This is a genomic window from Streptomyces bicolor (genome assembly GCF_000719285.1).
In the GTDB taxonomy this organism is placed as follows: Bacteria; Actinomycetota; Actinomycetes; order Streptomycetales; family Streptomycetaceae; genus Streptomyces; species Streptomyces bicolor.
Genome location: NZ_JOFS01000020.1, coordinates 215,588 through 239,798 on the forward strand (window position 1 = coordinate 215,588; position 24,211 = coordinate 239,798).

19 protein-coding genes, 5 tRNA genes and 1 pseudogene are annotated in these 24,211 nt (G+C 69.6%); 11 read left to right on the forward strand and 14 right to left on the reverse strand.

Features of this window, described 5'->3' with window-relative positions; translation table 11 throughout:
* Positions 1-6: 6 nt before the first annotated feature.
* On the reverse strand, positions 7-1,437 hold the full coding sequence (gene leuC / locus IF78_RS0126050) for a 3-isopropylmalate dehydratase large subunit (RefSeq protein WP_031485192.1): 1,431 nt from the start codon (positions 1,435-1,437) through the stop codon (positions 7-9).
* A 202-nt stretch (positions 1,438-1,639) separates the two neighbouring features.
* Here leuC and ndgR point away from each other — a divergent pair, with 202 nt between their 5' ends.
* Entirely contained in the window at positions 1,640-2,356 is a 717-nt protein-coding gene (gene ndgR / locus IF78_RS0126055; RefSeq protein ID WP_031485194.1) for an IclR family transcriptional regulator NdgR, read from the forward strand.
* An 86-nt stretch (positions 2,357-2,442) separates the two neighbouring features.
* On the opposite strand, the pseudogene IF78_RS46455 reads toward ndgR, so the two are convergent.
* Positions 2,443-2,913: pseudogene (locus tag IF78_RS46455) on the reverse strand (DUF4188 domain-containing protein); the annotation flags it as partial.
* Between the two features lie 89 nt (positions 2,914-3,002).
* On the opposite strand from IF78_RS46455, the gene IF78_RS0126060 reads away from it, so the two are divergent.
* Positions 3,003-3,647, forward strand: coding sequence for a MerR family transcriptional regulator (locus tag IF78_RS0126060; protein ID WP_031485196.1), 645 nt, complete (start codon positions 3,003-3,005; stop codon positions 3,645-3,647).
* A 44-nt stretch (positions 3,648-3,691) separates the two neighbouring features.
* Here IF78_RS0126060 and IF78_RS0126065 read toward each other — a convergent pair.
* From IF78_RS0126065 to IF78_RS0126105, 9 genes are all read right to left on the reverse strand, one after another.
* Positions 3,692-3,764 (reverse strand) — tRNA-Glu (locus IF78_RS0126065).
* Between the two features lie 28 nt (positions 3,765-3,792).
* A tRNA-Gln gene (locus tag IF78_RS0126070) sits at positions 3,793-3,864 on the reverse strand.
* A gap of 20 nt (positions 3,865-3,884) precedes the next feature.
* Positions 3,885-3,957 (reverse strand) — tRNA-Glu (locus IF78_RS0126075).
* 19 nt (positions 3,958-3,976) lie between these two features.
* Positions 3,977-4,049 (reverse strand) — tRNA-Glu (locus IF78_RS0126080).
* A gap of 21 nt (positions 4,050-4,070) precedes the next feature.
* Positions 4,071-4,142: transfer RNA gene (locus tag IF78_RS0126085), tRNA-Gln, on the reverse strand.
* Between the two features lie 93 nt (positions 4,143-4,235).
* Complete coding sequence (locus IF78_RS0126090; RefSeq protein ID WP_031485198.1) at positions 4,236-4,967, reverse strand: HAD family hydrolase; 732 nt, start codon at positions 4,965-4,967, stop codon at positions 4,236-4,238.
* Between the two features lie 167 nt (positions 4,968-5,134).
* Positions 5,135-6,619 carry a glutamate--tRNA ligase gene (gltX, locus tag IF78_RS0126095; protein ID WP_031485200.1) on the reverse strand — a complete coding sequence of 495 codons (1,485 nt, stop codon included), beginning with the start codon at positions 6,617-6,619 and terminating at the stop codon, positions 5,135-5,137.
* Positions 6,612-7,397: a fumarylacetoacetate hydrolase family protein gene (locus IF78_RS0126100; protein WP_031485202.1), complete on the reverse strand. Its 786-nt coding sequence runs from the start codon at positions 7,395-7,397 to the stop codon at positions 6,612-6,614. Before IF78_RS0126100 ends, gltX begins: the two co-directional genes overlap by 8 nt.
* Positions 7,398-7,594: 197 nt before the next feature.
* A complete protein-coding gene (locus IF78_RS0126105; RefSeq protein ID WP_031485204.1) occupies positions 7,595-7,780 on the reverse strand; it encodes a hypothetical protein in 186 nt (61 codons plus the stop codon).
* A gap of 606 nt (positions 7,781-8,386) precedes the next feature.
* Between IF78_RS0126105 and IF78_RS0126110 the strand changes: the two genes are divergently transcribed.
* The 8 genes from IF78_RS0126110 to IF78_RS0126145 all read left to right on the forward strand — a co-directional run bounded on the left by IF78_RS0126110 (position 8,387) and on the right by IF78_RS0126145 (position 18,849).
* The gene (locus IF78_RS0126110) at positions 8,387-12,052 is read left to right on the forward strand and encodes a sensor histidine kinase (RefSeq protein ID WP_031485206.1); all 3,666 of its coding nucleotides are present in this window, start codon (positions 8,387-8,389) and stop codon (positions 12,050-12,052) included.
* A gap of 9 nt (positions 12,053-12,061) precedes the next feature.
* The gene (locus tag IF78_RS0126115; RefSeq protein ID WP_005479910.1) at positions 12,062-12,475 is read left to right on the forward strand and encodes a roadblock/LC7 domain-containing protein; all 414 of its coding nucleotides are present in this window, start codon (positions 12,062-12,064) and stop codon (positions 12,473-12,475) included.
* 113 nt (positions 12,476-12,588) lie between these two features.
* Positions 12,589-12,987, forward strand: a complete 399-nt coding sequence (locus IF78_RS0126120) for a DUF742 domain-containing protein (RefSeq protein WP_003997626.1) — start codon at positions 12,589-12,591, stop codon at positions 12,985-12,987.
* The gene (locus IF78_RS0126125; protein WP_031485210.1) at positions 12,968-13,543 is read left to right on the forward strand and encodes a GTP-binding protein; all 576 of its coding nucleotides are present in this window, start codon (positions 12,968-12,970) and stop codon (positions 13,541-13,543) included. The genes IF78_RS0126120 and IF78_RS0126125 overlap by 20 nt, the downstream gene beginning before the upstream one ends.
* Before the next feature lie 387 nt (positions 13,544-13,930).
* On the forward strand, positions 13,931-17,197 hold the full coding sequence (locus tag IF78_RS0126130; protein ID WP_031485212.1) for a sensor histidine kinase: 3,267 nt from the start codon (positions 13,931-13,933) through the stop codon (positions 17,195-17,197).
* 10 nt (positions 17,198-17,207) lie between these two features.
* Positions 17,208-17,621, forward strand: coding sequence for a roadblock/LC7 domain-containing protein (locus IF78_RS0126135; RefSeq protein WP_004983065.1), 414 nt, complete (start codon positions 17,208-17,210; stop codon positions 17,619-17,621).
* A 93-nt stretch (positions 17,622-17,714) separates the two neighbouring features.
* Positions 17,715-18,287, forward strand: a complete 573-nt coding sequence (locus IF78_RS0126140) for a DUF742 domain-containing protein (protein ID WP_031485215.1) — start codon at positions 17,715-17,717, stop codon at positions 18,285-18,287.
* Positions 18,268-18,849 (forward strand): GTP-binding protein, encoded by a 582-nt coding sequence (locus IF78_RS0126145; protein ID WP_026248371.1) that lies wholly within the window; start codon positions 18,268-18,270, stop codon positions 18,847-18,849. The genes IF78_RS0126140 and IF78_RS0126145 overlap by 20 nt, the downstream gene beginning before the upstream one ends.
* Before the next feature lie 356 nt (positions 18,850-19,205).
* On the opposite strand, the gene IF78_RS0126150 is transcribed toward IF78_RS0126145, so the two are convergent.
* From IF78_RS0126150 to IF78_RS0126160, 3 genes are all read right to left on the reverse strand, one after another.
* Complete coding sequence (locus IF78_RS0126150) at positions 19,206-19,397, reverse strand: acyl-CoA carboxylase subunit epsilon (RefSeq protein WP_031485219.1); 192 nt, start codon at positions 19,395-19,397, stop codon at positions 19,206-19,208.
* Between the two features lie 46 nt (positions 19,398-19,443).
* Entirely contained in the window at positions 19,444-21,027 is a 1,584-nt protein-coding gene (locus IF78_RS0126155; RefSeq protein ID WP_031485221.1) for an acyl-CoA carboxylase subunit beta, read from the reverse strand.
* Positions 21,028-21,181: 154 nt separating this feature from the next.
* Positions 21,182-23,509, reverse strand: a complete 2,328-nt coding sequence (locus IF78_RS0126160; protein WP_031485223.1) for a polysaccharide lyase 8 family protein — start codon at positions 23,507-23,509, stop codon at positions 21,182-21,184.
* Positions 23,510-23,650: 141 nt separating this feature from the next.
* On the opposite strand from IF78_RS0126160, the gene IF78_RS0126165 reads away from it, so the two are divergent.
* Entirely contained in the window at positions 23,651-24,205 is a 555-nt protein-coding gene (locus IF78_RS0126165; protein ID WP_031485226.1) for a YceI family protein, read from the forward strand.
* Positions 24,206-24,211 lie beyond the last annotated feature (6 nt).

The window sequence follows — 24,211 nt, forward strand, 5'->3', positions numbered from 1 at the left end:
GACTGATCAGACTCCAGCGGGCGTACGGGTCTCGGCGTCGGACAGGTCGGCCGGGGAGGCCAGGTGGCCCAGGACCGCGGTGGCCGCCGCGACCTGCGGCGACACCAGGTGCGTACGACCGCCCTTGCCCTGCCGGCCCTCGAAGTTGCGGTTGGAGGTGGACGCGGAGCGCTCACCGGGGGCCAGCTGGTCCGGGTTCATGCCCAGGCACATCGAGCAGCCCGCGTGCCGCCATTCGGCGCCGGCCTCCTTGAAGACGACGTCCAGGCCCTCGGAGACGGCCTGCAGGCCCACCCGCGCGGAGCCGGGGACGACCAGCATCCGTACGCCGTCGGCGACTTTGCGGCCCTTCACGAGCTCGGCGGCGGCGCGCAGGTCCTCGATGCGGCCGTTGGTGCAGGAGCCTACGAAGACGGTGTCCACCTTGATGGAGCGCAGCGGCTGACCGGCCTCCAACCCCATGTATTCCAGGGCCTTTTCGGCGGCGAGGCGCTCCGAAGCGTCTTCGTACGAAGCCGGATCGGGGACGGACGCGGAAAGCGGCGCACCCTGGCCGGGGTTGGTGCCCCAGGTGACGAACGGCGACAGTTCGGCGGCCTCGATCACGACCTCGGCGTCGAACTCGGCGTCGTCGTCGGTCTTCAGCGTCTTCCAGTACGCGACGGCGGCGTCCCAGTCCTCGCCCTTGGGCGCGTGCGGACGGCCCTCGAGGTAGTCGAAGGTGGTCTGGTCGGGGGCGATCATGCCCGCGCGGGCGCCGGCCTCGATCGACATGTTGCAGATGGTCATCCGGGCCTCCATCGAGAGCTTCTCGATGGCGGAGCCGCGGTACTCCAGGACATAGCCCTGGCCGCCGCCGGTACCGATCTTGGCGATGATCGCCAGGATCAGGTCCTTGGCGGTGACGCCGTCGGGCAGTTCGCCGTTGACGGTGATGGCCATGGTCTTCGGGCGGACCAGCGGCAGCGTCTGGGTCGCCAGCACGTGCTCCACCTGGGAGGTGCCGATGCCGAACGCCAGGCCGCCGAAGGCGCCGTGCGTGGAGGTGTGGGAGTCACCGCAGACGACGGTCATGCCGGGCTGGGTCAGACCCAGCTGCGGGCCGACGACGTGCACGACGCCCTGCTCGACGTCGCCCAGCGGGTGCAGACGCACACCGAATTCGGCGGCGTTCTTGCGCAGCGTCTCCAGCTGGACGCGGGAGACCGGGTCCGCGATGGGCTTGTCGATGTCGAGGGTCGGGGTGTTGTGGTCCTCGGTGGCGATGGTCAGGTCGAGCCGACGCACCTTGCGACCGCTCTTGCGGAGGCCGTCGAAGGCCTGCGGGCTGGTCACCTCGTGCAGCAGGTGCAGATCGATGAAGAGGAGGTCGGGCTCGCCCTCGGCGCGCCGGACGACATGGTCGTCCCAGACCTTCTCCGCGAGTGTCCTACCCATCGCTTTCCCTCCGGCCGGCATACGGTCCACCGGCCCAACTAGAGATCTTGAGAAGGCGGCCACCGCCCACGCCCCTGTGTACGGGCGCCCGCCGCCAGGCCCGTTTCGTTTCGCGGGCCGCTCTGCCTTCGTTCTTCCAGAGTGGCGTGTTCCACGGAAAATTGAACTTGCGTTTCACAGAGTGAGACGCGAGTATCGTTTCATGGACAACAGTAGCGGCGTCGGCGTTCTGGACAAGGCAGCCCTTGTCCTGAGCGCCCTGGAGTCCGGTCCGGCCACCCTCGCAGGGCTCGTCTCGGCCACCGGACTGGCACGACCCACGGCCCACCGGCTGGCCGTGGCTCTGGAACACCACCGCATGGTGGCGCGCGACATGCAGGGCCGTTTCATTCTCGGCCCTCGCCTGGCAGAACTGGCCGCGGCCGCGGGTGAGGACCGTCTCCTCGCCACCGCCGGCCCGGTCCTCACCCACCTCCGTGACGTCACGGGCGAGAGCGCGCAGCTCTACCGCCGCCAGGGCGACATGCGTATCTGCGTAGCCGCGGCGGAGCGTCTGTCCGGCCTGCGGGACACGGTCCCGGTCGGCTCGACGCTCACGATGAAGGCGGGCTCCTCGGCACAGATCCTCATGGCCTGGGAGGAGCCGGAGCGCCTGCACCGGGGCCTGCAGGGCGCCCGCTTCACGGCCACGGCCCTGTCGGGCGTACGACGCCGGGGCTGGGCCCAGTCGATCGGCGAGCGCGAGCCGGGCGTCGCGTCCGTCTCCGCGCCCGTACGTGGCCCGTCGAACCGCGTGGTGGCCGCCGTATCGGTCTCCGGCCCGATCGAGCGCCTGACGCGCCACCCGGGCCGTATGCACGCCCAGGCGGTCATCGACGCCGCCGCCCGCCTCTCCGAGGCCCTGCGCCGCACGGGCTGACCTTTCGGGTACGTCGACGAGGGGACCTGCCTCAACGCCGCGGCAGGCCCCCTCGTTCCCCCGATCCCCCCGGTCACCCGGCCTCTTCGGCCACCCCTGCCGCGGGCCGGTATGCGAACCGGCCCGTGCGCCGCGGCGAGCCCGAACGCCGGCATGTCCGCGTAGATCGACTCGTACGCGCCCTCTGGCACGACATACGCCTCGTGCCAGATCCCCACATGCCCGCGCGTCTTCCCCGCCCGCTCCTTGCGGTTGATGATCCCCCAGACCTTGTGGTGGAACATGTCGGGCGCCGTCGCGTAGGCGTAGAGCTTCTCCTTGGACTCCCAGTACTGGACGACGTAGTACGTCCGCGGCGAGCCCGCCAGCAGCACGCGCCCCAGCAGCCCCCGGTCGCTGTCCCCCGCAAGCTCCCCAAGCATGCGGAACATCGACAGCATGACCGGCAGCCACTGGTGCACCGCCCAGAAGTGGTTGATCCGCATCCCGATGAGCAGGACCACCACATCGCCTTCGGTGTCCGCGGTCGTACGACCCAGCACCGGCTTGGCGAACATGGCGGCCCCCTGGTTCTCTCGTCGGATAGCGGCACTATCCATCTGCCGATGCTTGGATAGTGACACTTCCCAAGGAGAGGCGTCAACACATGCGACTGGGCGAACTGAGCGAGCGCAGCGGGGTGTCCACCGCGACGATCAAGTACTACCTGCGCGAAGGCCTGTTGGCGCCGGGTCGGCAGATCAACGCGACGACGGCCGAGTACGGCGAGGAGCATCTGCGCCGGCTGCGGCTGGTGCGGGCACTGATCCAGGTGGGCAGGGTTCCGGTGGCGAACGCCAAGCAGGCCCTCAAACACGTCGACGACGACTCCCTGGGGCTCACCATGCGGCTGGGCGCGGCCCTGTGGGAGCTGCCGCAGGGTCCCGAGCCGGATGAAGCGGACCCGGCGACGGCCGGCGCGCGGGCTCAGGTGGACCGGCTGTTGGCCGAGCTGGGCTGGGAATCCGCCCGGGAGATCGGCGCGCTGTCCCCCGTACACCGTTCCCTGGTGGCGCTGGTGGCCCTGCTGATCCGGCTCGGCTATCCCTGCGACGCTGAACTCATGGCGCCTTACGCACAGTTGATGCACGCGGCGGCCCGGCTGGACCTCGACCGGATGGAGACGTACGAGTCCGACGCGGAGAAGGTCGAGCTCGCGGTCTCCTCAGCGGTGCTCTTCGAGCCGGTGCTGCGGGCGCTGCACCGGATGGCGCAGGAGGAGGAGTCGGCGCGGCGCTACGGCATCGTGTGAACGCCGAAGGGGCCCCCGCCGAAGCGGAGACCCCTTGCGATATGTACCCCCGACCGGATTCGAACCGGCGCTACCGCCTTGAGAGGGCGGCGTGCTAGGCCGCTACACAACGGGGGCGTGGACGCTGCGTTTCCGCAGGCCCGAGCTGGTCTACCTGGACTCGAACCAAGACTAACTGAACCAGAATCAGTCGTGCTGCCAATTACACCATAGACCAATGTGGTTTAGACCAGACAGTACCCCCGACCGGATTCGAACCGGCGCTACCGCCTTGAGAGGGCGGCGTGCTAGGCCGCTACACAACGGGGGCCTTGATCCCTAAGGATCCGTACCCCCGACCGGATTCGAACCGGCGCTACTGCCTTGAGAGGGCAGCGTGCTAGGCCGCTACACAACGGGGGCTTTGCAGATGAGCTCTGCGAGCTGGCCTACCTGGACTCGAACCAAGACTAACTGAACCAGAATCAGTCGTGCTGCCAATTACACCATAGGCCACTGGAACGCAAGCCCCTGAGGGGGATCTTGTTCTAGTTTGCTCCCCCGGGTTTCCGGCCTCTCGGCCCGCTCCCCGGCGGCGCAGGAAGAACATTACCTGAAGGTGGACGGGGCTCCAAAACGAGTATCCGCGCCGAGCAGCGCCGGGAGTTCGGCGAGCGAGGCGATCCGGTGCGGTCCGCCGAGGGCGTCATCCCTGGTGTACGCGCCGTCACGGTCGATCCACACCGACAGCAGCCCGGCCTCCGCGGCACCCTGCCCGTCGATCTCCGGGTGATCGCCGACATACGCGACCTGGTGCGGGGCGAGCTCCAGCGCGGCGCAGGCGGCGTGGAAGGCGCCGGCCTCCGGCTTGGAGACACCGAGCTCGGCCGCGCACAGGATCGCCTCGAAGCGGTCATGGACACCGAGCACGCGCAGCTTGCGGTCCTGCACGGTGAGGCTGGAGTTCGACAGCACGGCGTGCCGGTGGCTGGCGGCGAGGGCGTCCAGGACGGGCAGAACGTCGGGGAAGAGGGCCCAGGCGGCCTCGTAGTGACGAATGTAGCGCTGGAACCACGCGTCGGCCTCGGTGTCGGTCAGCTCCTCGCCCAGGAAGACCCGTACGCGATCACGGCGCTGCCCCTCGAAGGTCGCTTCCCCGGCCGAGAAGCGCGCCCACTGGGCGTCCGTGACCCGCCGCCAACGGACCAGGGCCTGCTCGACGCTGTCGTACCCGTCGAGCAGGCCCTCGGCCAGCAGGTGCTCCCGCATTCCGGCGCGGTCCGCGGTGGTGTAGTCGAAGAGGGTGTCGTCCACGTCCCAGACCACGGCGCGAATGCCCATGATCCGACGGTAACCCGGGCGCCGGGAGCGTGTCCGTCAGTCGACCGTCGTCGTCCCGGTCACCGAGAAGGCGGGCGGCGAGAGCCACTGCCTGGTGGACGAGAACGACGCCTGAAGGGCATGCGAAGGGCGGCGCCCGAACCGGACGCCGCCCCGCTGTGAACGTGTTACGCGGCCAGCTTCGCCAGCGCCGCGTCGATCCGGGCCAGCGTCTTCTCCTTGCCCAGGACCTCCAGGGACTCGAAGAGCGGCAGTCCGACCGTGCGGCCGGTGACGGCGACGCGGACCGGGGCCTGGGCCTTGCCGAGCTTGAGGCCGTGGGCCTCGCCGGCGGCCAGGACGGCCTCCTTCAGGGACTCCGGGGAGGTCCAGTCGGCCGCGTCCAGCTTCTCGCGGGCCGTGCGCAGGAGGGCGTCCGAGCCCTCCTTCATGGCCTTCGTCCAGGACGGCTCGTCGAAGACCGGCTCGGCGAGGAACAGGAAGTCGACGTTGTCCGTGATCTCCGACAGCACCTTCAGACGGGTCTGGGCGTGCGGGGCGATCGCCTGCCACTTCACCTCGTCGAAGGCCTCCGGGGCCCAGGGGGCGAATGGGGCCTGGAGCCACGGGCGGCAGCGCTCGGTGAAGTCCTTCACATCCAGCAGCCGGATGTGGTCGCCGTTGATCGACTCGCACTTCTTCAGGTCGAAGCGGGCCGGGTTGGGCTGCACGTCCGCGATGTCGAAGGCCGCGACCATCTCGTCCGTCGTGAAGATGTCCTGGTCGGCGGAGAGCGACCAGCCGAGGAGGGAGAGGTAGTTGAGCAGGCCCTCCGGCAGGAAGCCGCGCTCGCGGTAGAGGTTCAGCGACGACTGCGGGTCGCGCTTCGACAGCTTCTTGTTGCCCTCGCCCATCACGTACGGCAGGTGGCCGAACTCTGGGATGCCCTTGGCGATGCCCAGCTCCATCAGCGCCTTGTACAGGGCGATCTGACGGGGCGTCGAGGAGAGCAGGTCCTCGCCGCGCAGGACGTGGGTGATCTCCATCAGGGCGTCGTCGACGGGGTTCACGAGCGTGTAGAGGGGCGCCCCGTTGGCTCGTACGATCCCGTAGTCCGGGACGTTCTCCGGGGTGAAGGTCAGCTCGCCGCGGACCAGGTCCGTGAAGGTGATCGTCTCGTCGGGCATGCGGAAGCGCACGATCGGCTCGCGGCCCTGGGCCTTGTACTGCTCGACCTGCGCCTCGGTCAGCTCGCGGCAGTGGCCGTCGTAGCCGGAGGGCTTGCCGGCCGCGCGGGCGGCCTCGCGGCGGGTGTCCAGCTCCTCCTGGGAGCAGTAGCAGCGGTAGGCGTGACCGCCCTCCAGGAGCTTGGCCGCGACGTCCGTGTAGAGGTCCATGCGCTGCGACTGGCGGTACGGCGCGTGCGGGCCGCCGACCTCGGGGCCCTCGTCCCAGTCGAAGCCCAGCCAGCGCATCGAGTCGAGCAGCTGGTTGTACGACTCCTCCGAGTCGCGGGCCGCGTCGGTGTCCTCGATGCGGAAGACCAGGGTGCCCTGGTGGTGCCGGGCGAACGCCCAGTTGAACAGGGCGGTGCGGACCAGGCCCACATGGGGGTTACCGGTGGGCGAGGGGCAGAAACGGACGCGAACGGGGGAGCCGGGTGCGCTAGCCACGCTTGACAACCTTGTTGGTGAGAGTGCCGATGCCTTCGATGGTGACGGCGACCTCGTCGCCGACGTTGAGGGGGCCGACCCCTGCCGGGGTGCCCGTGAGGATCACGTCGCCGGGGAGCAGCGTCATGGCCTCGGAGATGTTGACGACCAGGTCCTCGATGGAGTGGATCATCTCGCTGGTACGGCCGAGCTGGCGCTGTTCGCCGTTGACCGTGAGCTGGATCGTCAGGTCGGACGCGGTCTCGACATCCAGGTCCGTCTCCACCCAGGGGCCCAGCGGGCAGGAGGTGTCGAAGCCCTTGGCTCGTGCCCACTGCTTCTCGCGCTTCTGGACGTCGCGGGCGGTGATGTCGTTGGCGCAGGTGAAGCCGAAGATCACGTCCTTGACGCGCTCGCGCGGGACCTCGCGGCACATGCGTCCGATGACGACGGCCAGTTCGGCCTCGTGGTGGAGGTCCTCGGTGAAGGACGGGTACTGGATCTCGTCGCCGGGGCCGATCACCGCGGTGGACGGCTTGAAGAAGGCGAACGGGGCGTCGGGCACCTCGTTGCCGAGTTCGCGCGCGTGCTCGGCGTAGTTGCGGCCGAAGGCCACGACCTTGTTGGGGAGCACCGGCGGCAGCAGCCTGACCTTGCTCAACGGGACCTTGGTGCCGGAGAGCTCGAAGTCCGCGAACGGGATGCCCTTGATGATGTCGAGGACGAGCTCGTCCGGCCTGTCGCCCTCGACCGCGCCGAAGGCGACGTTCCCGTCGATGGAGAATCTGGCGATGCGCACGGGATCTGGCGCCCCTCACTTGAACCGGCTGGAGTCTGACGCTCCAGGCTAGCGCGGGGAGGGGTGGGCGCCTCGCGTATTACCGCGGGCGCCCTGACCGTCGTACGGAACCGTCCGAACCGTCGGGACCGTCGTGGATACGCGATCCGCCGCCGAAGGTTCGTATGTGATTGAACAATCGGCGGCCCGCTCGCGTACTACTGGGCGGCGGCGGTGACGGGGATCTCCTGGAGGATGGTGCGCTTGGGGTTCGCGGTCTGCGTGGGAAGATCGACGGAGTGCTCCGGCTGCTGCGGGATCTGCAGTTCGCCGGCGTCGTCGAGGTGCGCCAGCGTCGTGCGCCGCGGGTTGGCTATCGTGCGGATCATCGTCGTCGTCTTCACGGTGGTTCTGAGTCCTGTCGTGACGGAGCGCCGGAAACTGCCTCAGGGCGGCCTGTGACCGGGGCGCGGGTTGGCAGAAGCTTCCCTCTTGTAAAGCGTCAGGCTAAACATGCGATTCCCCCGGGAAGTCATCGACCCCCCTTCTCCCGCGTGTGAGTTTGCTCACGGATCGACGGGCAAATCGGTCAATTCAGACCTGCAAGCCACCCTAACGAAACGGACATTGGGCACCTGAACCCATCATTCCGCTCCTGATCATGGCGACTGGGACACCTCCCGCGCGTAAGAGGATCGGGGGCATAGGTCCGTTTTGGGTGGGATAAGTTTCTACGGCAGGTAATCTCGCCCTCACGTGGTGTCACGTATGTCACGGCTCGACCTACGGGCCTTGTTGGAGATCCTGCACTGTGCTGGAATTCCACGGACCGCCGCAGGATCGAGCCGGCGCACAGGGGGCGCACCGAGCGCCGAGTGGCGGCGAGAAGGGGGAGCCAGCGCCGGTCCATCACGACTATCGGGGAGCGTATTCAGGACGCTCCCTACTACGCCGACACCGTGTCCGTCCGCTCACGCGGAGGGGCGCCTGGTCCAGAGGTTGCGACGCTAGTGCAGGGACGTTTCAAGAGGGATGGCAGCGCTTCGGCGGAGCCGGAGCACGGCGGGACCGACCGAGGTCCCTCGCCCCAGCACGCCCAGAACCCGGGCCCGGCACCGTCGGTCGACGGCGGTGACCGCTCCGGGCGTCCGGCCGTGTCGGCGTCCTCGGGCTCGGCGACTCCCCCCGCGCCACCGACGAAGAAGCCGCAGGGCCCTGGCGGCCCCGGCTCGCGAATAGCCCTGCGCAACTGGCGTATCTCCACACGCCTCGTGGCGCTGCTGACGCTTCCTGTGGTCGCGGCCACCTCGCTGGGCGCGTTGCGCATCAGCGACAACATGGACGACATCCAGCAGCTCGAGAACATGAAGCTGCTGACGGACATGACCAAGCGCGCCACCGAGCTCGCCACGGCGCTCCAGGAGGAGCGCGACCAGTCCGCCGGTCCGCTGGCGCACGGCGGCAAGGCGACCGACTACACGGTCAAGGGCTTCCGGGACAAGACGGACCGCGCCGCGCAGAGCTTCCGGGACGCCTCCGAGGAGATCGACAACAGCACCAAGGACGGCAGCCTCCGGGGCGTCCGCGACAACATCGTCCAGCTCGTCCGGGAACTGGGCACCCTCTCCGAGATCCGCAACGTCGCCTACGAGGCCGAGGGCAACTCCACGCAGACCGTGGAGGCCTACCACCGGGTCATCACCCACCTGCTCGAGCTCTCGCAGGACATGGCCGAGGCGACCAGCAACCCGGAGATGATCCAGAGCACGCGTGCCCTGGCCGCCTTCTCCTCGGCCAAGGAGTACGCGTCCATCCAGCGCGCGGTCCTCGCGGCGGCGCTGCCGGCGAACAGCACGTCCGAGGGCGACCTGTCGGAGAACGACCGGCTGTACGGCGACTCGGCGCTGGAGAACCAGAACTCGGAGCTCCGCAGCTTCAAGAGCATCTACGGCACGGAGTCCGCCGAGGAGCTGCTGAAGCCGATCGGCGAGAACAACCCGACGATCAAGGCCAGCGACACCTACGCCAGCCGGGCCCTGACCTCCGCGAACGGTCTGCTGTCGCTGGACAAGCGGTCGTACCGGGACTGGGTGGACGACAGCACCACCAAGCTCCAGCAGATGCGCGCCATCGAGACGACGCTGCTGGAGGACATGGAGCAGAAGGCCCGCGAGCTGCGCAACGAGTCGGAGCGCGAGGCGATCATCTCCGGTGCGCTGATCCTGCTCGTGCTCGGTGTCTCGCTGGTCGGCGCCTTCGTCGTGGCCCGGTCCATGATCCGCTCGCTGCGCCGCCTGGAGGAGACCGCCACCAAGGTCGCCCAGGACCGGCTGCCCGAGCTGGTCAAGCAGCTGTCCGAGTCCGACCCGCAGGACGTCGACACCTCCGTCGAGTCGGTCGGTGTGCACTCCCGGGACGAGATCGGCCAGGTGGCCGCGGCCTTCGACGACGTGCACCGCGAGGCGGTCCGCCTCGCCGCCGAGCAGGCCCTGCTGCGGGGCAACGTCAACGCGATGTTCACCAACCTCTCGCGCCGCTCCCAGGGCCTCATCCAGCGTCAGCTGTCGCTCATCTCCGAACTGGAGTCCCGCGAGGCCGACCCCGACCAGCTGTCCTCGCTGTTCAAGCTCGACCACCTCGCGACGCGTATGCGCCGTAACGGTGAGAACCTCCTCGTCCTCGCCGGTGAGGAGCCCGGCCGTCGCTGGACCCGTCCGGTCCCGCTGGTCGACGTGCTCCGTGCCGCCGCGTCCGAGGTGGAGCAGTACGAGCGCATCGAGCTGGCCTCCGTGCCGACCACCGAAGTGGCCGGCCGCGTGGTCAACGACCTCGTGCACCTGCTCGCCGAGCTGCTCGAGAACGCGACGTCGTTCTCCTCCCCGCAGACCAAGGTCAAGGTCACCGGTCACGCGCTGCCCGACGGCCGCGTCCTGATCGAGATCCACGACACCGGTATCGGCCTCTCCCCCGAGGACCTCGCGGCGATCAACGAGCGGCTCGCCTCGCCGCCCACCGTGGACGTCTCCGTCTCCCGCCGCATGGGCCTCTTCGTGGTCGGTCGTCTGTCGCAGCGGCACGGCATCCGCATCCAGCTGCGCCCGTCCGACTCCGGTGGTACGACCGCGCTGGTCATGCTCCCCGTCGACGTCGCCCAGGGCGGCAAGAAGCCCGCTCCGGGCAAGCCCGGTCAGGGTGGTCCCGGTGCCTCCGGTGGTCCGGCCGCCGCGCAGGCCGCCGCCGGTGCGGCAGCCGCTCGTCGCCAGGCCCAGGCCGGTGGCGGCTCCCTCGGCGCGGGTGCGCCGGGCGGTGCGCTCGGCGCCGGTGCGTCCGGCGGAGGCAGGCTGGGCGCCGGTCAGGGACCGCGGGCCGCACTGCCGGGACGTGACGGTGGCGGGCTGCCGGGTGGACCGGGTGCACCGCGCGGGCCTCAGGGTCCGGGCGCGCCTTCGCAGGGCCGGCCTCCGGCCGGTGCGGGCGCCGGATACGGTGGCCAGGCCCCGGGTGCTCCGCAGGGGCTCCAGGCTGCGGGCGCCGGTCAGGACCCGTTCGGCCCCGGCCAGGACGCGTTCGGTTCGCGTCAGGACGCCTTCGGCGGTTCCGCCGGACGCGACCAGTCCCGGCCGCAGGGTCCCGCGTCGCCGCCGTCCGCCGCCCCGTCCGCCGGTGCCGAGAGGGGCCGTCGTGGTCGTCGGCCGCAGCTGCCGCCGCGCGGTGGCGCGCGGGCCGAGCTGCCGGGCGGCAACCAGCCGCGCACGCCCAGCTGGAGCGACGAGAACGCCCAGCCGCCGGTGCCGCGCGCCTCGCTCGACGCCCCGCGCGGGCACGACGAGGACCCCGCACAGACGTCCCGGATGCCGCGGATCGACGACCGTCAGGGCCCCGGCGCGACTACGGACTTCCCCCAGCCCGGTGGGAACGAACCGCAGAACACGGGTCAGTACGTCCGCTCCGACGTCTTCGGCGCCCCCGGCGGGCAGAACAACTCGTCGCAGACGGGCCAGTTCGCCGTACCGCAGGCGTACGACGGCAGCTCGACGGGCCAGCACGCCCTGCCGGGCCGCCAGAACCCCGAGCCCACCGGGCAGTTCGAGCGGCCCCAGGCCAACGGCACGTACGGCGGCGGTTCCGGCTTCGGTGCCCCGCAGCCTCCGGCCCCGGCGCGCCCGCAGCAGCGGCCCGCCCGGCAGGAGCCCGAGGCGCTGCCGCCCGCGACGGGTCCCGGCGACGGCCGTACCCCGCTGTACGACACGCTCGAGACCAACTGGTTCCACGGCAGCCAGCAGGACCAGGGACGTCGGCCCGGCGCCAGCGGTTCCGCTCCTGCCCCCGCTCCTCAGCAGCCGCAGGCCCCTGCGGCTGCGTCCCAGCCTCCCGCGTCGACGACCGCGTGGCGAAGCTCGCCGAACGACGACCTCGTCCGGCAGGCGGAGCGCGTCCGGCAGCCGGCCGCGGGCGGTGTCACCACCTCCGGCCTGCCGCGCCGGGTGCCCAGGGCGAACCTCGTCCCGGGTACGGCTCAGCAGCAACAGCACCAACCCGGTCCGCAGGTCTCGCGTTCGCCTGACGACGTACGTGGCCGGCTGACCAATCTCCGTCGGGGCATCGCGCAGGGTCGTCAGGCCGGCACCGGCCAGACGGGCAGTTTCCCGAGCCCCACTCACCAGCAGGAGCGTTAGTTGAGCCAGATGAGCCAGGCAGCACAGAACCTCAACTGGTTGATCACCAACTTCGTGGACAACACCCCCGGGGTGTCCCACACCGTCGTCGTGTCCGCCGACGGCCTCCTGTTGGCGATGTCCGAGGGCTTCCCGCGCGACCGTGCCGACCAGTTGGCGGCCGTCGCGTCGGGTCTGACCTCGCTGACGGCAGGAGCGTCCAGGATCTTCGAGGGCGGCGACGTGGCACAGACCGTCGTCGAGATGGAGCGGGGATTCCTTTTCCTGATGTCCGTCTCGGACGGTTCGTCCCTTGCCGTCCTGGCACACCCCGAATGCGACATCGGCCTCGTCGGCTACGAGATGGCGCTGCTGGTCGACCGCGCGGGCGCGGTTCTCACGCCCGACCTGCGCGCCGAACTCCAAGGCAGTCTGCTCCACTGATCACCCCCGGATCCACCTGTCTCACCAAATCACCGTCCGGCCGCCACAATCCCCCCATCGGCCTTCACCAGACGGCTTGACTGACCGACTTGCTGTCCCCGCCCGGAGGATTCATGACCCCGCCCACCGCCTCTCATGATCCGTACGCGGAGCCGTACGAGGATGAGGGCGACCAGCCGCTGGTACGTCCTTACGCGATGACCGGCGGCCGGACCCGGCCGCGCTACCAGCTGGCCATCGAGGCCCTGATCAGCACCACGGCCGACCCGGCAGCGCTCATGGGGCTCCTGCCGGAGCACCAGCGCATCTGCCACCTGTGCCGCGAGGTGAAGTCGGTCGCCGAGGTCTCGGCGCTGCTGTCCATGCCGCTGGGCGTGGCCAGGATCCTCGTCGCCGACCTCGCTGAGGCCGGCCTGGTCGCCATCCACCAGCCGGGCGGCGACGAGAACAACGGCGGCGCTCCGGACGTGACGCTGCTCGAAAGGGTGCTCAGTGGACTTCGCAAGCTCTGACCCGGGCCGGGCGACCACCTCCGCCAAGATCGTGGTGGCGGGTGGCTTCGGCGTGGGCAAGACCACGTTCGTGGGCGCCGTCTCGGAGATCAACCCGCTGCGCACCGAGGCCGTGATGACGTCCGCGAGTGCGGGCATCGACGACCTCACGCACACCGGGGACAAGACCACCACCACGGTGGCCATGGACTTCGGCCGTATCACCCTGGACCAGGACCTGATCCTGTACCTCTTCGGTACGCCGGGCCAGGACCGCTTCTGGTTCATGTGGGACGACCTCGTACGCGGCGCCATCGGCGCGGTGGTGCTCGTGGACACCCGGCGCCTGGCGGACTGCTTCCCGGCGGTCGACTACTTCGAGAACAGCGGGCTGCCGTTCGTCGTGGCCCTCAACGGCTTCGACGGGCATCAGCCCTACCAGCCCGAGGAAGTGCGGGAAGCGCTGCAGATCGGTCCGGACACCCCGATCATCACGACGGACGCCCGGCACCGCTCCGATGCCAAGAGTGCGCTGATCACGCTGGTCGAGCACGCGCTGATGGCCCGGCTGCGATAGATCAAGTAAGCAGCGACATACGGCAGTTGTCGTAGATGTGCCGGAGCCGACTGTGGCCTTTGACACGGTCGGCTCCATTGTTCATAACGTTTCGGCAGAGGAATCGGGTGGTACGGCCACTCGTCGCGGTCAAGCGGTCTCGCTACGCGCACAAATGCCCCGTCTTTTGACGGGGCTCGCTCTTTATGACCGTTTTATCTGGGGCTTACATCACTCCGAATCCGCCGCTTCCACTGTTTGGAAGAGCGCAGGCCGACGTGCTGGAATGCCTGAACTGCCCAATAGTCAAAGACGTACTCAGCAGTACTGCGTACTCCTAGGCGAACCGGGCTCTGAGACACTGCGGCACAACGTAGGTGCCGACCCCGCCGGAAGGTTGTTGGTCGAGTGAGGCGAAGCAAGAACAGTCCCGAGCCGTCGGCCCGGGGCAACTTCACCCCGCCGCCGCGCGGAGCGGCGCCTGTCCCTGTGCCCGGATCGGAACCAGCGGCCACGCCGGCCCCCAGCGGTGGCCGCCTCTCCCCGCGCAACTGGCGCGTGCCGACCCGGCTGAACGCGATCCTGCTCATACCCGTGCTGGTCGGCCTCGTCATGGGCGGCTTCCAGGTGAAGAGCTCGATCGACACCTGGCAGGAGGCCGAGGACGCGGAGAACACCGCGCGACTGGTGCGGGCCTCCCTCAACTACGCCGACGCCCTCTACAACGAGCGTGACGTCACCGCCGCCCCACTGCTGCAGGGCAAGGGCGAGGACGACCCGACGGTCACCGAGGCCCGTGACCTCACCGACAAGGCGGCCGACGAGTTCGACGCTGCCACCCAGAACATGCCGCAGAAGGCGGGTCTGGAACGCCGCCTGAGCCTGTTCCGCGAGGTCGAGCCCGAGCTCACGGACCTGCGCGCGGAGGCCTACGGCAGCAAGCGGACCGGTGTGCAGACCGAAGAGGGCTACGTCGAGGTCGCGCACCCCCTGACGGAGTTCGCCAACGAGCTCGGTCTGGGCACGGGCAACATCACCTCCTACGGCCGTACGGTCTACGCCATCGAGCTCACCAAGGCGGCCCTGTCGCTGCAGCGCTCCATCGGCATGCACCTGCTGGTCAAGCCCGGCCCGACCCCGAGCAGCTTCGCCAGCCAGCGGGTCGCCCTCACCTCGTACGCGTACCTGGAAGGCATCGCCGTCGAGGAGTACATCGGCGGTGGCACCGAGGCCGACGAGCAGAAGCTCAAGGACGCCGAGGCCCAGATCAGGGCGGAGGGCGCGGCCCTGGCCAAGGAGGCCAAGGCCAAGAACCCGGACTATGTGCCGCCGCCGGCCAAGACGACCGACATGATCAAGCTCATCGCGGGCCTGCAGTCCACGGACGCCTCCGAGCGTGCCGCGCTCGCCCAGAAGGGCGTCACCGCCGAGAACTGGTGGGCGGTCAACACCCTCAAGTTCAACGCCTACCGCCAGATCGAGTCCGACCTGGCCGACACGGCGGTGAACGAGGCCTCCGACATCGCCGACGACGCCAAGCGCGACGCGCTCATCACCGGTGCCGCCGTCGTGGTCGCGCTGCTCGCCGCGTTCATCCTGGCCGGCATGGTGGCCCGCCAGATGTCCCGCTCGATGCGCCAGCTGCGCAACGCCGCCTTCGGCATCGCCGAGCAGCGTCTGCCGATGCTGGTCGACCAGCTCTCGCGCACCGACCCCGGCCGCGTGGACACCCGGGTCGCGCCCATCCCGATCAACACCCGGGACGAGATCGGCGAAGTCGCCCGCGCCTTCGACCAGGTCCACCGCGAAGCCGTCCGGCTCGCCGCCGAGCAGGCCCTGCTGCGGGGCAACATCAACGCGATCTTCACCAACCTCTCCCGCCGCAACCAGTCGCTGATCGAGGGCCAGCTGACCCTGATCACCGACCTGGAGAACAACGAGGCCGACCCGGACCAGCTGGAGAACCTCTTCCGCCTGGACCACCTCGCGACCCGTATGCGCCGCAACGGCGAGAACCTCCTCGTCCTCGCCGGCGAGGAGCCCGGCCGCCGCTGGGACCAGCCGGTCCCGCTGGTCGACGTCCTGCGCGCCGCCTCCTCCGAGGTGGAGCAGTACGAGCGCATCGAGCTCTCCGGCGTCCCGGAGGCCGAGATCCACGGCCGCGCCGTGACCGACCTCGTGCACCTGCTGGCCGAGCTGCTGGAGAACGCGACGACGTTCTCCTCCCCGCAGACCAAGGTTCGCGTGACCGCCACCCGTCTCCCCGACGGTCGGGTCATGATCGAGATCCACGACAAGGGCATCGGCCTCACCGCCGAGGACTTCGCCGACATCAACCACAAGCTGGCCAACCCGCCGACGGTGGACGCCGCGATCTCGCAGCGCATGGGCCTGTTCGTGGTCGGCCGGCTGTCCGACCGGCACGGCATCCGCGTCCAGCTCCGCCCCTCCGGCGAGCAGGCCGGCACCACCTCGCTGGTCATGCTGCCGGACGCGATCACGCACGGCGGTGGCGGCGAGCAGCAGCCGGCCCAGGACGAGTTCACCGTCTCGCAGATCATCCCGGAGCAGAACTTCCAGGGTGAGAACTTCAACCAGCAGCCGATGCGTACGGCCGCGGAGCTCGGCTTCGACGACAGCCGCTACACCGAGGTCCCGGACGACATCCGCGAGCTGGACCCCGTCGGCCGCTCCCTGATGCGCGAGGAGCGCCGTGCGGCCCTGGAGGCCCAGGCGCACGGACAGCAGCCCGGCCAGGAGGCCTCTGAGAGGTCCGGGTACGACGAGTTCACGGGTCAGCCCGGCTACGACGGCCAGAACGGCTTCCCCGAGCAGCCCGGCGGGTACGACCCGCAGCCGGCGTACGAGGAGCAGCGGCAGACGTCGTACGAGGAGCAGCAGGCGGCGTACGAGGAGCAGCAGCGGGCCGCATACGACGAGCCGCAGCGGCAGTCGTACGACGACCAGTACTTCGCGCCGAACGGCGGCCAGCCGCGCAACGACACCTTCTCGTCCGGCGGCGGCTACCCCGAGCCCTCGTATCCGGAGCCGGCCCGCGAGGAGCCGACGGCCGCGAGTGCCTCCGCGCCGGAGAGCTTCCCGGCCTTCGAACAGCGGCGTCAGCAGGACGACTGGCCGCAGTCGAACGGCTACCGCAACGGGTACCCGGACCAGTACGCTCCGGAAACGGAATCCGCGCAGGCCGATGACGCGAACGAGCGGGACCGCGTAGGCTTCGACCGTCCGGGACCGGCTCCCTCCGCCGGCCACGCGCTGACCGACGCCGGTCTTCCGCGTCGCGGGTCCGTCGCGAACGGCACCAACGGCGCACGGCCCACGCGGCAGGAAGCGCCGGCCCCCACACCGGACAGCAACGGCGACAGCAGCTGGCGTTCGCAGAACGACGACCGCTGGCAGCAGGCCGCGCAGCTCCGGAAGCCCAAGGCAGGCGGGGTGACCTCCTCCGGTCTGCCGCGGCGGGTTCCCAAGGCCAACCTGGTCGAGGGAGCCGCCGCAGCCACCCCACAGGGCGGCCCACAGGTCTCCCGCGCTCCCGAGGACGTCCGGGGCAGGCTGAGCAACCTGCGCCGGGGTGTCCAGCGGGGTCGCAGTGCGGGAAGTGAAACGAACGGCCAGGGCTTCGGTCCTGACAGCACCTACAACCAGGAGCGTTAGTGTGAGCCCGATGAGCCAGGCGGCACAGAACCTGAACTGGTTGATCACCAATTTCGTGGACAACACCCCCGGGGTGTCGCACACGGTGGTGGTCTCCGCCGACGGACTCCTTCTGGCGATGTCCGAAGGCTTTCCCCGCGACCGCGCCGACCAGCTCGCGGCCGTCGCCTCCGGTCTGACGTCTCTGACGGCAGGCGCCTCCCGCATCTTCGAGGGTGGCAGCGTGAACCAGACGGTTGTGGAGATGGAGCGGGGATTCCTCTTCATCATGTCCATCTCCGACGGTTCGTCGCTCGCGGTCCTCGCACATCCCGAGGCGGACATCGGCCTCATTGGGTACGAGATGGCGCTTCTGGTCGACCGTGCCGGTACGGTCCTGACACCGGATCTGCGGGCGGAGCTCCAGGGCAGCCTGCTCAACTAACAGACAGTCGGTGCGTTTTGGCGTCCCGGGGCCGTAAGGTTTCGGGACGCGGCTCCACATGATGGGTGCCAGGCACAGTCGGAGGAGGAGAAAGTGGCAACACCCCCAGACGGTTCGTCAGCGGGCAACTGGTCGTACGGCCCTGCCCAGGGGCACGGCGACGGTTCCCAGAACCGGTACAACTTCCCCTCCACGCCGAGCCAGCGGCAGCCGTACGCCCCTCAGGGCCCCGGGCCCTCGCCGTACGACCAGCCGTCGGCCCCGCGCATCCAGCCGGTGCAGCCGCAGCGACGCGCCCCTGAGCCGGCGCCCGCCGGGGCGTCGAACAACCCACTGGTGCGCCCGTACGCCATGACCGGCGGCCGGACGCGCCCGCGCTACCAGCTCGCCATCGAGGCGCTGGTGCACACCACCGCGCAGCCGCACCAGATGCAGGGCCAGCTGCCCGAGCATCAGCGGATCTGCAACCTCTGCCGGGAAATCAAGTCGGTAGCCGAGATCTCCGCGCTCCTGACGATCCCTCTCGGCGTGGCCAGGATCCTCGTCGCCGACTTGGCGGAGGCGGGACTGGTCGCCATCCATCAGCCCGGCGGCGACGAGAACGCCGGCGGCCAGCCAGACGTGACACTGCTCGAAAGGGTGCTCAGTGGACTTCGCAAGCTCTAGCGGAGGGCCTTCCCGCTCCACCACGTCCGCGAAGATCGTGGTGGCTGGCGGCTTCGGCGTGGGCAAGACCACGTTCGTCGGCGCCGTCTCGGAGATCAACCCGCTGCGCACCGAGGCCGTCATGACGTCCGCTTCGGCGGGCATCGACGACCTCACCCACACCGGAGACAAGACCACGACGACCGTGGCCATGGACTTCGGCCGTATCACCCTGGACCAGGACCTGATCCTGTACCTCTTCGGTACGCCCGGCCAGGACCGCTTCTGGTTCATGTGGGACGACCTGGTACGCGGCGCCATCGGCGCGATCGTCCTGGTGGACACCCGCCGACTCGCCGACTGCTTCCCCGCGGTCGACTACTTCGAGAACAGCGGCCTGCCCTTCGTGATCGCCCTCAACGGCTTCGACGGCAACCAGCCGTACAACCCGGACGAGGTCCGTGAAGCCCTGCAGATCGGCCCCGACACCCCGATCATCACGACGGACGCCCGCCACCGCGCGGACGCGAAGTCGGCACTGATCACGCTGGTCGAGCACGCCCTGATGGCACGCCTGCGGTAGGTAATCGCTTATTCGGCCACTGGGCTGCCACGGACGGTTTTCTGCCGTCTGCGGCAGCCCAGTGGCTTGTCCCACCTAGGCCCTGTCGTTTGGATCAGCTCGGCTGCGAGGATCGGTTCCGCTCGGCCGACCCGAGCGGGGCGATGGGGGTGCCCCCGCGCGAGCCGGTTCGAGCGTGGGGGAGCACACCGGGATGATCCAAACGACAGGGCCTAAGGGGCGCGGGGAACTGCGCGAACGGCCCCCGACTACCCGCAGCCGCCCCCGAGACCGCACCCCCCGAGCTCTCGCGCGCAAAAAACCGACGGCCCCGCCCTCCCCCTCGGGAGAACGGGGCCGTACAAGCGCCGCAGGCCTCAGCGCCAGCTGTGCGGGGCCCGGAAGCCCGGCTCGCGCTCCAGGCGGCGCCAGCCCGCCTTCGCGCGGCCGCGGTGAGTCGGGGTCGTGGAGGGCTGGGCGGCGGCACGGGCCAGGAGGATCGCGGTGATGGCCGCGACTTCCTCGGGCTCGGCGTGGCCCTTCTCGACGCGAATATCAGGGAGGTTCATGGGTGTCAGTCTCCGTGAGAGAGGTTTCCGCAGCGGTACCGGTGGGTTACTGCGGGGGGTTGCCGTGCTTGCGGGACGGCAGGTCGGCGTGCTTGGTCTGGAGCATCGCCAGGGAGCGGACGAGGACCTCGCGGGTCTCCGCGGGGTCGATGACGTCGTCCACGAGGCCACGCTCGGCCGCGTAGTAGGGGTGCATGAGCTCGGACTTGTACTCCTTGACCATGCGGGCCCGCATGGCCTCGGGGTCCTCGGCATCGGCGATCTGCCGGCGGAAGATGACGTTCGCCGCACCCTCCGCGCCCATCACGGCGATCTCGTTCGTCGGCCAGGCATAGGTGAGGTCGGCGCCGATGGACTGGCTGTCCATCACGATGTAGGCACCTCCGTACGCCTTGCGCAGGATCAGCGAGATCCGCGGCACGGTCGCGTTGCAGTAGGCGTAGAGGAGCTTCGCGCCGTGCCGGATGATTCCGCCGTGCTCCTGGTCGACGCCCGGGAGGAACCCGGGGACGTCCAGGAAGGTGATGATCGGGATGTTAAAAGCGTCACACATCTGGACAAAGCGCGCAGCTTTTTCCGACGCCTCGATGTCCAGGACACCGGCGAGCACCTGCGGCTGGTTGGCGATGATGCCGACCACCTGGCCGTCCAGGCGGGCCAGCGCGCAGATGATGTTCCGCGCCCAGCGCTCGTGGACCTCCAGGTACTCGCCGTCGTCGACGATCTCCTCGATGACCTTCGCCATGTCGTACGGCCGGTTGCCGTCCGCCGGGACCAGGTCCAGCAGCACCTCGCTGCGGCGGTCCGGCGCGTCCGTGGAGTCCACGCGGGGCGGGTTCTCGCGGTTGTTCTGCGGGAGGAGGGAGAGGAGGTAGCGCACCTCGGCGATGCAGGTCTCCTCGTCGTCGTACGCGAAGTGGCACACACCGGAGGTCTCCGCGTGCACGTCCGCGCCGCCGAGCCCGTTCTGGGTGATCTCCTCGCCGGTCACCGCCTTGACCACGTCCGGGCCGGTGATGAACATCTGCGAGGTCTCACGGACCATGAAGACGAAGTCCGTCAGCGCCGGGCTGTACGCCGCGCCGCCCGCGCACGGGCCCAGCATGACGCTGATCTGCGGGATCACCCCGCTCGCCTTGGTGTTGCGCTGGAAGATGCCGCCGTAGCCGGCGAGGGCCGAGACGCCCTCCTGGATACGGGCGCCAGCACCGTCGTTCAGGGAGACCAGCGGCGCGCCGGCCGCGATGGCCATGTCCATGATCTTGTGGATCTTGGTGGCGTGGGCCTCGCCCAGCGCGCCGCCGAAGATGCGGAAGTCATGGGCGTAGACGAAGACCGTACGGCCCTCCACCGTGCCCCAACCGGTGATGACACCGTCGGTGTACGGCTTCTTGGCCTCCAGGCCGAACCCGACCGCCCGGTGCCGGCGCAGCTGCTCGACCTCCCGGAAGGACCCCGGGTCCAGCAGCAGCTCGATCCGCTCCCGGGCGGTCAGCTTGCCCTTGGCGTGCTGCGCCGCGGTCGCCTTCTCGCTCGGGCCGGCCAACGCCTGCGCACGGATCTCGTGCAGCTCGGCGGTCCGCCCGCGCGCGTCGATCGGCTCACCCGGTGCCTCTTCCAAAACGGTCATGTAGCGACCTTACGAAGGACACCAAGGAAAGCGAGCCGTTGACTCCGTACAGTCCTCCGACCGATTTCCTGGTGCCCCTGAACAGAACCATGGCGGCGTGCAGCCCTTCCGACTGCTCAGAGGGCCTGCGCGTTGTGGGGGTCGTACAAAGCCGTCACCAGAGAGCCACCTCACAACGGTGGCTCTCGCATACCATCCCCGGAGTGACGCGGAGGTGCAGTCGGCGGCCTGTGGAGAGGACCTCGACCGAGTTGTCGGCGCGCAGGATCCGTCGGACGGGGCGGTCCCAGACGATGTCCAGCGGCTCGCCGGTGCGCGGCGGCTCGCTCACGCAGAGGGTAGCGGTACCGCCCCGGCGGCGGAGCAGCACACTCGCCCCGGCGGAGGCGGTGAGCGGGCCCGCCGTGCCCGGCTGCCAGAAGTTGGCGGCGGTCATGCCCAGGGAGGGGACGCGGACGGCCTGGCAGGCGGTGTCGTTGGCGAGGACCGAAAGCCACCTCGGGTCGGCGGCACGGGCGGCCACCTCGTCGCGGTGGGCGCCGGGCATGAGCAGGTAGACGTAGGTCGCGTCGGTGGGGTCCGTGCCGTGGTCCAGCCAGAGGGTCTGCCAGCGGCGGGTGCGGCGCTCCGTCGTACCACCGGTGTTGATGTCGGCCCAGGCTCCGGTGCGGTCCTCGCGCAGGGTGTGCAGCTCGCCGTACGGCACCACCCAGCCGCCGTGGCCCTCCAGGTGCGCCCAGCCTCCGCCGCGTACGAAGGCCTGGTCGCCACCCTCCCCCAGGTTGCGGTTGTCGATGACCGTCTCGACGGGGACTCCGTCGGAGCAGCTGATCCCGGCCCCGAGGCAGATCACCGCGTCCGCGGCGCAGAACCACGACTTACGGGCTTCGAGCGTCGACCCCAGCCCCTTCAGGTGCTGCCCGATCGCCGCGTACTCGCCGTCGGTCGCGCCGCCGACCCACCGCACGTCCGGCTTGGGGGCGCCCCACTCGCCCCCGGCCCGGTCGGGAAGGCGGAGGGACGAGACCGTCGTGCCCGGGAGGCGGTACCAGTCCACGGTGGGCCAGTACCAGTCGGTGTACTGGTCGCCGAGGCCGTCCGCCCACCAGGAGAGCATCCCGGCGCCGGTGTGCCAGCCTCGCGGGTTCTCGCCGTTGCCGCACTCGTAGTGGGCGATGCGGTCGCCGGCCATGGCGATGTTCGCCACGAAGCGTGGGCGGCGGTGGACGGCGCGGTCCATGGCGGCGAAGAGGTGGTGGCCGATGGGTTCGGGAGCGGCGGTGGCCGGTGATGCGGCGACGGTGTGCAGTCGGGCGAGGTCGGCGACGTCGAACTGACGCGACGTCAGGATCGGTGTGACGGTGTCCCGTTCGATCCACCCCTTGATACGGCCGTACCAGCGCTCCCGTTCCGCCGCGCCCGCGCCGCCCGCGAGGAGAGCGATCGCGGCGATGATCGCGTGCCCGTGGTAGTGGTCGCCGCGCATGACCTGCCGGTCGTCGCTCTTGAGATAACCCCGGCTGATGGCACGGCCGTTGACGCTGTCCATGACCAACCCGTCGTGGATGAGGGGCGCGTAGGCGCGCTCGACGCTGTCGAGGACGATCTGCTTGTTCGGGTCGGTCACCTCCCACTCGGATCCGGCGAGCAGGGCGAAGAGGCGGCCGAGGCCGTCGAGGAGGACCTGGCCGTAGGTGCCGGAGTAGGCGACCCAGGTGTGCTGGACGAAGGAGCCGTCGGCGTAGAGGCCGTCGCCCTTCGTGACGTACGGGAAGACCGGGGAGAGCGCGTCACGGGCGAGGGTGATCTTCGCCGGGGACCGGCCGAGGATGCCGCGCAGGGCGACGCTGCGGCACAGGTCGACGCGGTTGGCACCGGTGGAGGTGCCGGAGTAGTCGGTGAGCATCGCGTCCGGGACGAAGTGGTCCACGGCCGCGCAGGCGGCGGCTCGCTGGACGTCGGTGAGCTGGTCGTGGAGGGCGGCCGTGATGTCCATCAGGAGGCGGGGGCTGCCGATCTGCCATTCCCACCAGTTGCCGTAGCGGGAGGTGGAGGGGTTGTAGACGGTGGCGGACAGGTGGTCGAGGCCGCGCAGGACGTCGGCGAGCAGGGCCGGGTCGGCGGTGGAGCCGGTGCCGGGCTGGACGTAGGCCTGGGTCATGGTCCACAGGCGGCTGTAGCTCCGGGTGATGCCGGCGGGTGGGTCGTAGGGGGTGCCGGGCCAGAGGGAGGTGGGGGTGGGGGCCATGGTGGCCCGGAAGCCGCGGGCGAGGGTGCCGGTTTCGGCGAGGCGGGAGGCGTACGGCTGTGCCGTCGGGTCGTAGCCGGCGCCGAGGGCGATGTCGAGCCAGCGGCGGCGGAGGGCGTCGTAGGGGTCGGCGACGGCGGCGCGGGCAGCGGGAGCGGCCGCGGTCATGAGCGCCATCGCGAGTAAGACGCTTCGACGGTCGGGGCCCATGGGGACTCTTCGCTGTGGGTTCATGCACTGGGCATCTACCACCTCAGCGTAATCACGCCAACACCTTGCGACACTCTGCGGGTGATGTTGAATCTCGAACGGAATAGGTCTACGGTCGGTCGCGTTGATGTAGTTCAAGATTCAACATCACCGAGGGAGCACGTCATGACGAACACCGACCTGACCGCACTGACCGGCGACTACACGATCGACACGGCCCACTCCGCGATCGGCTTCACCGTCCGCCACGCCATGGTCACCAACGTCAAGGGCAAGTTCCTCGACTTCAGCGGCTCGCTGCAGTTGGACGGGAACGACCCGTCCGCGTCCAAGGCGTCCATCGACGTCAAGATGGACAGCATCGACACCGGCTCCGCGGATCGCGACGGTCACCTCAAGAGCGCGGACTTCTTCAAGATCGAGGAGTTTCCGACGATGACCTTCCGCTCCACCTCGGCGGAGGCGCTCGGCGGCGACGACTACCGCATCACCGGCGACCTGACGATCCTCGGCACCACCAAGCCGATCACCATCGACCTGGAGTTCAACGGCGCCGCCAAGGACCCGTTCGGCAACGAGCGCGTCGGCTTCGAGGGCAAGGCGGAGCTGCTGCGTTCGGAGTGGGGGCTGACCTGGAACGCGGCGCTGGAGACGGGTGGGGTGCTGGTCTCGGACAAGATCAAGCTGAACATCGACATCTCGGCGATTCGGAACGCGTGACGCCTC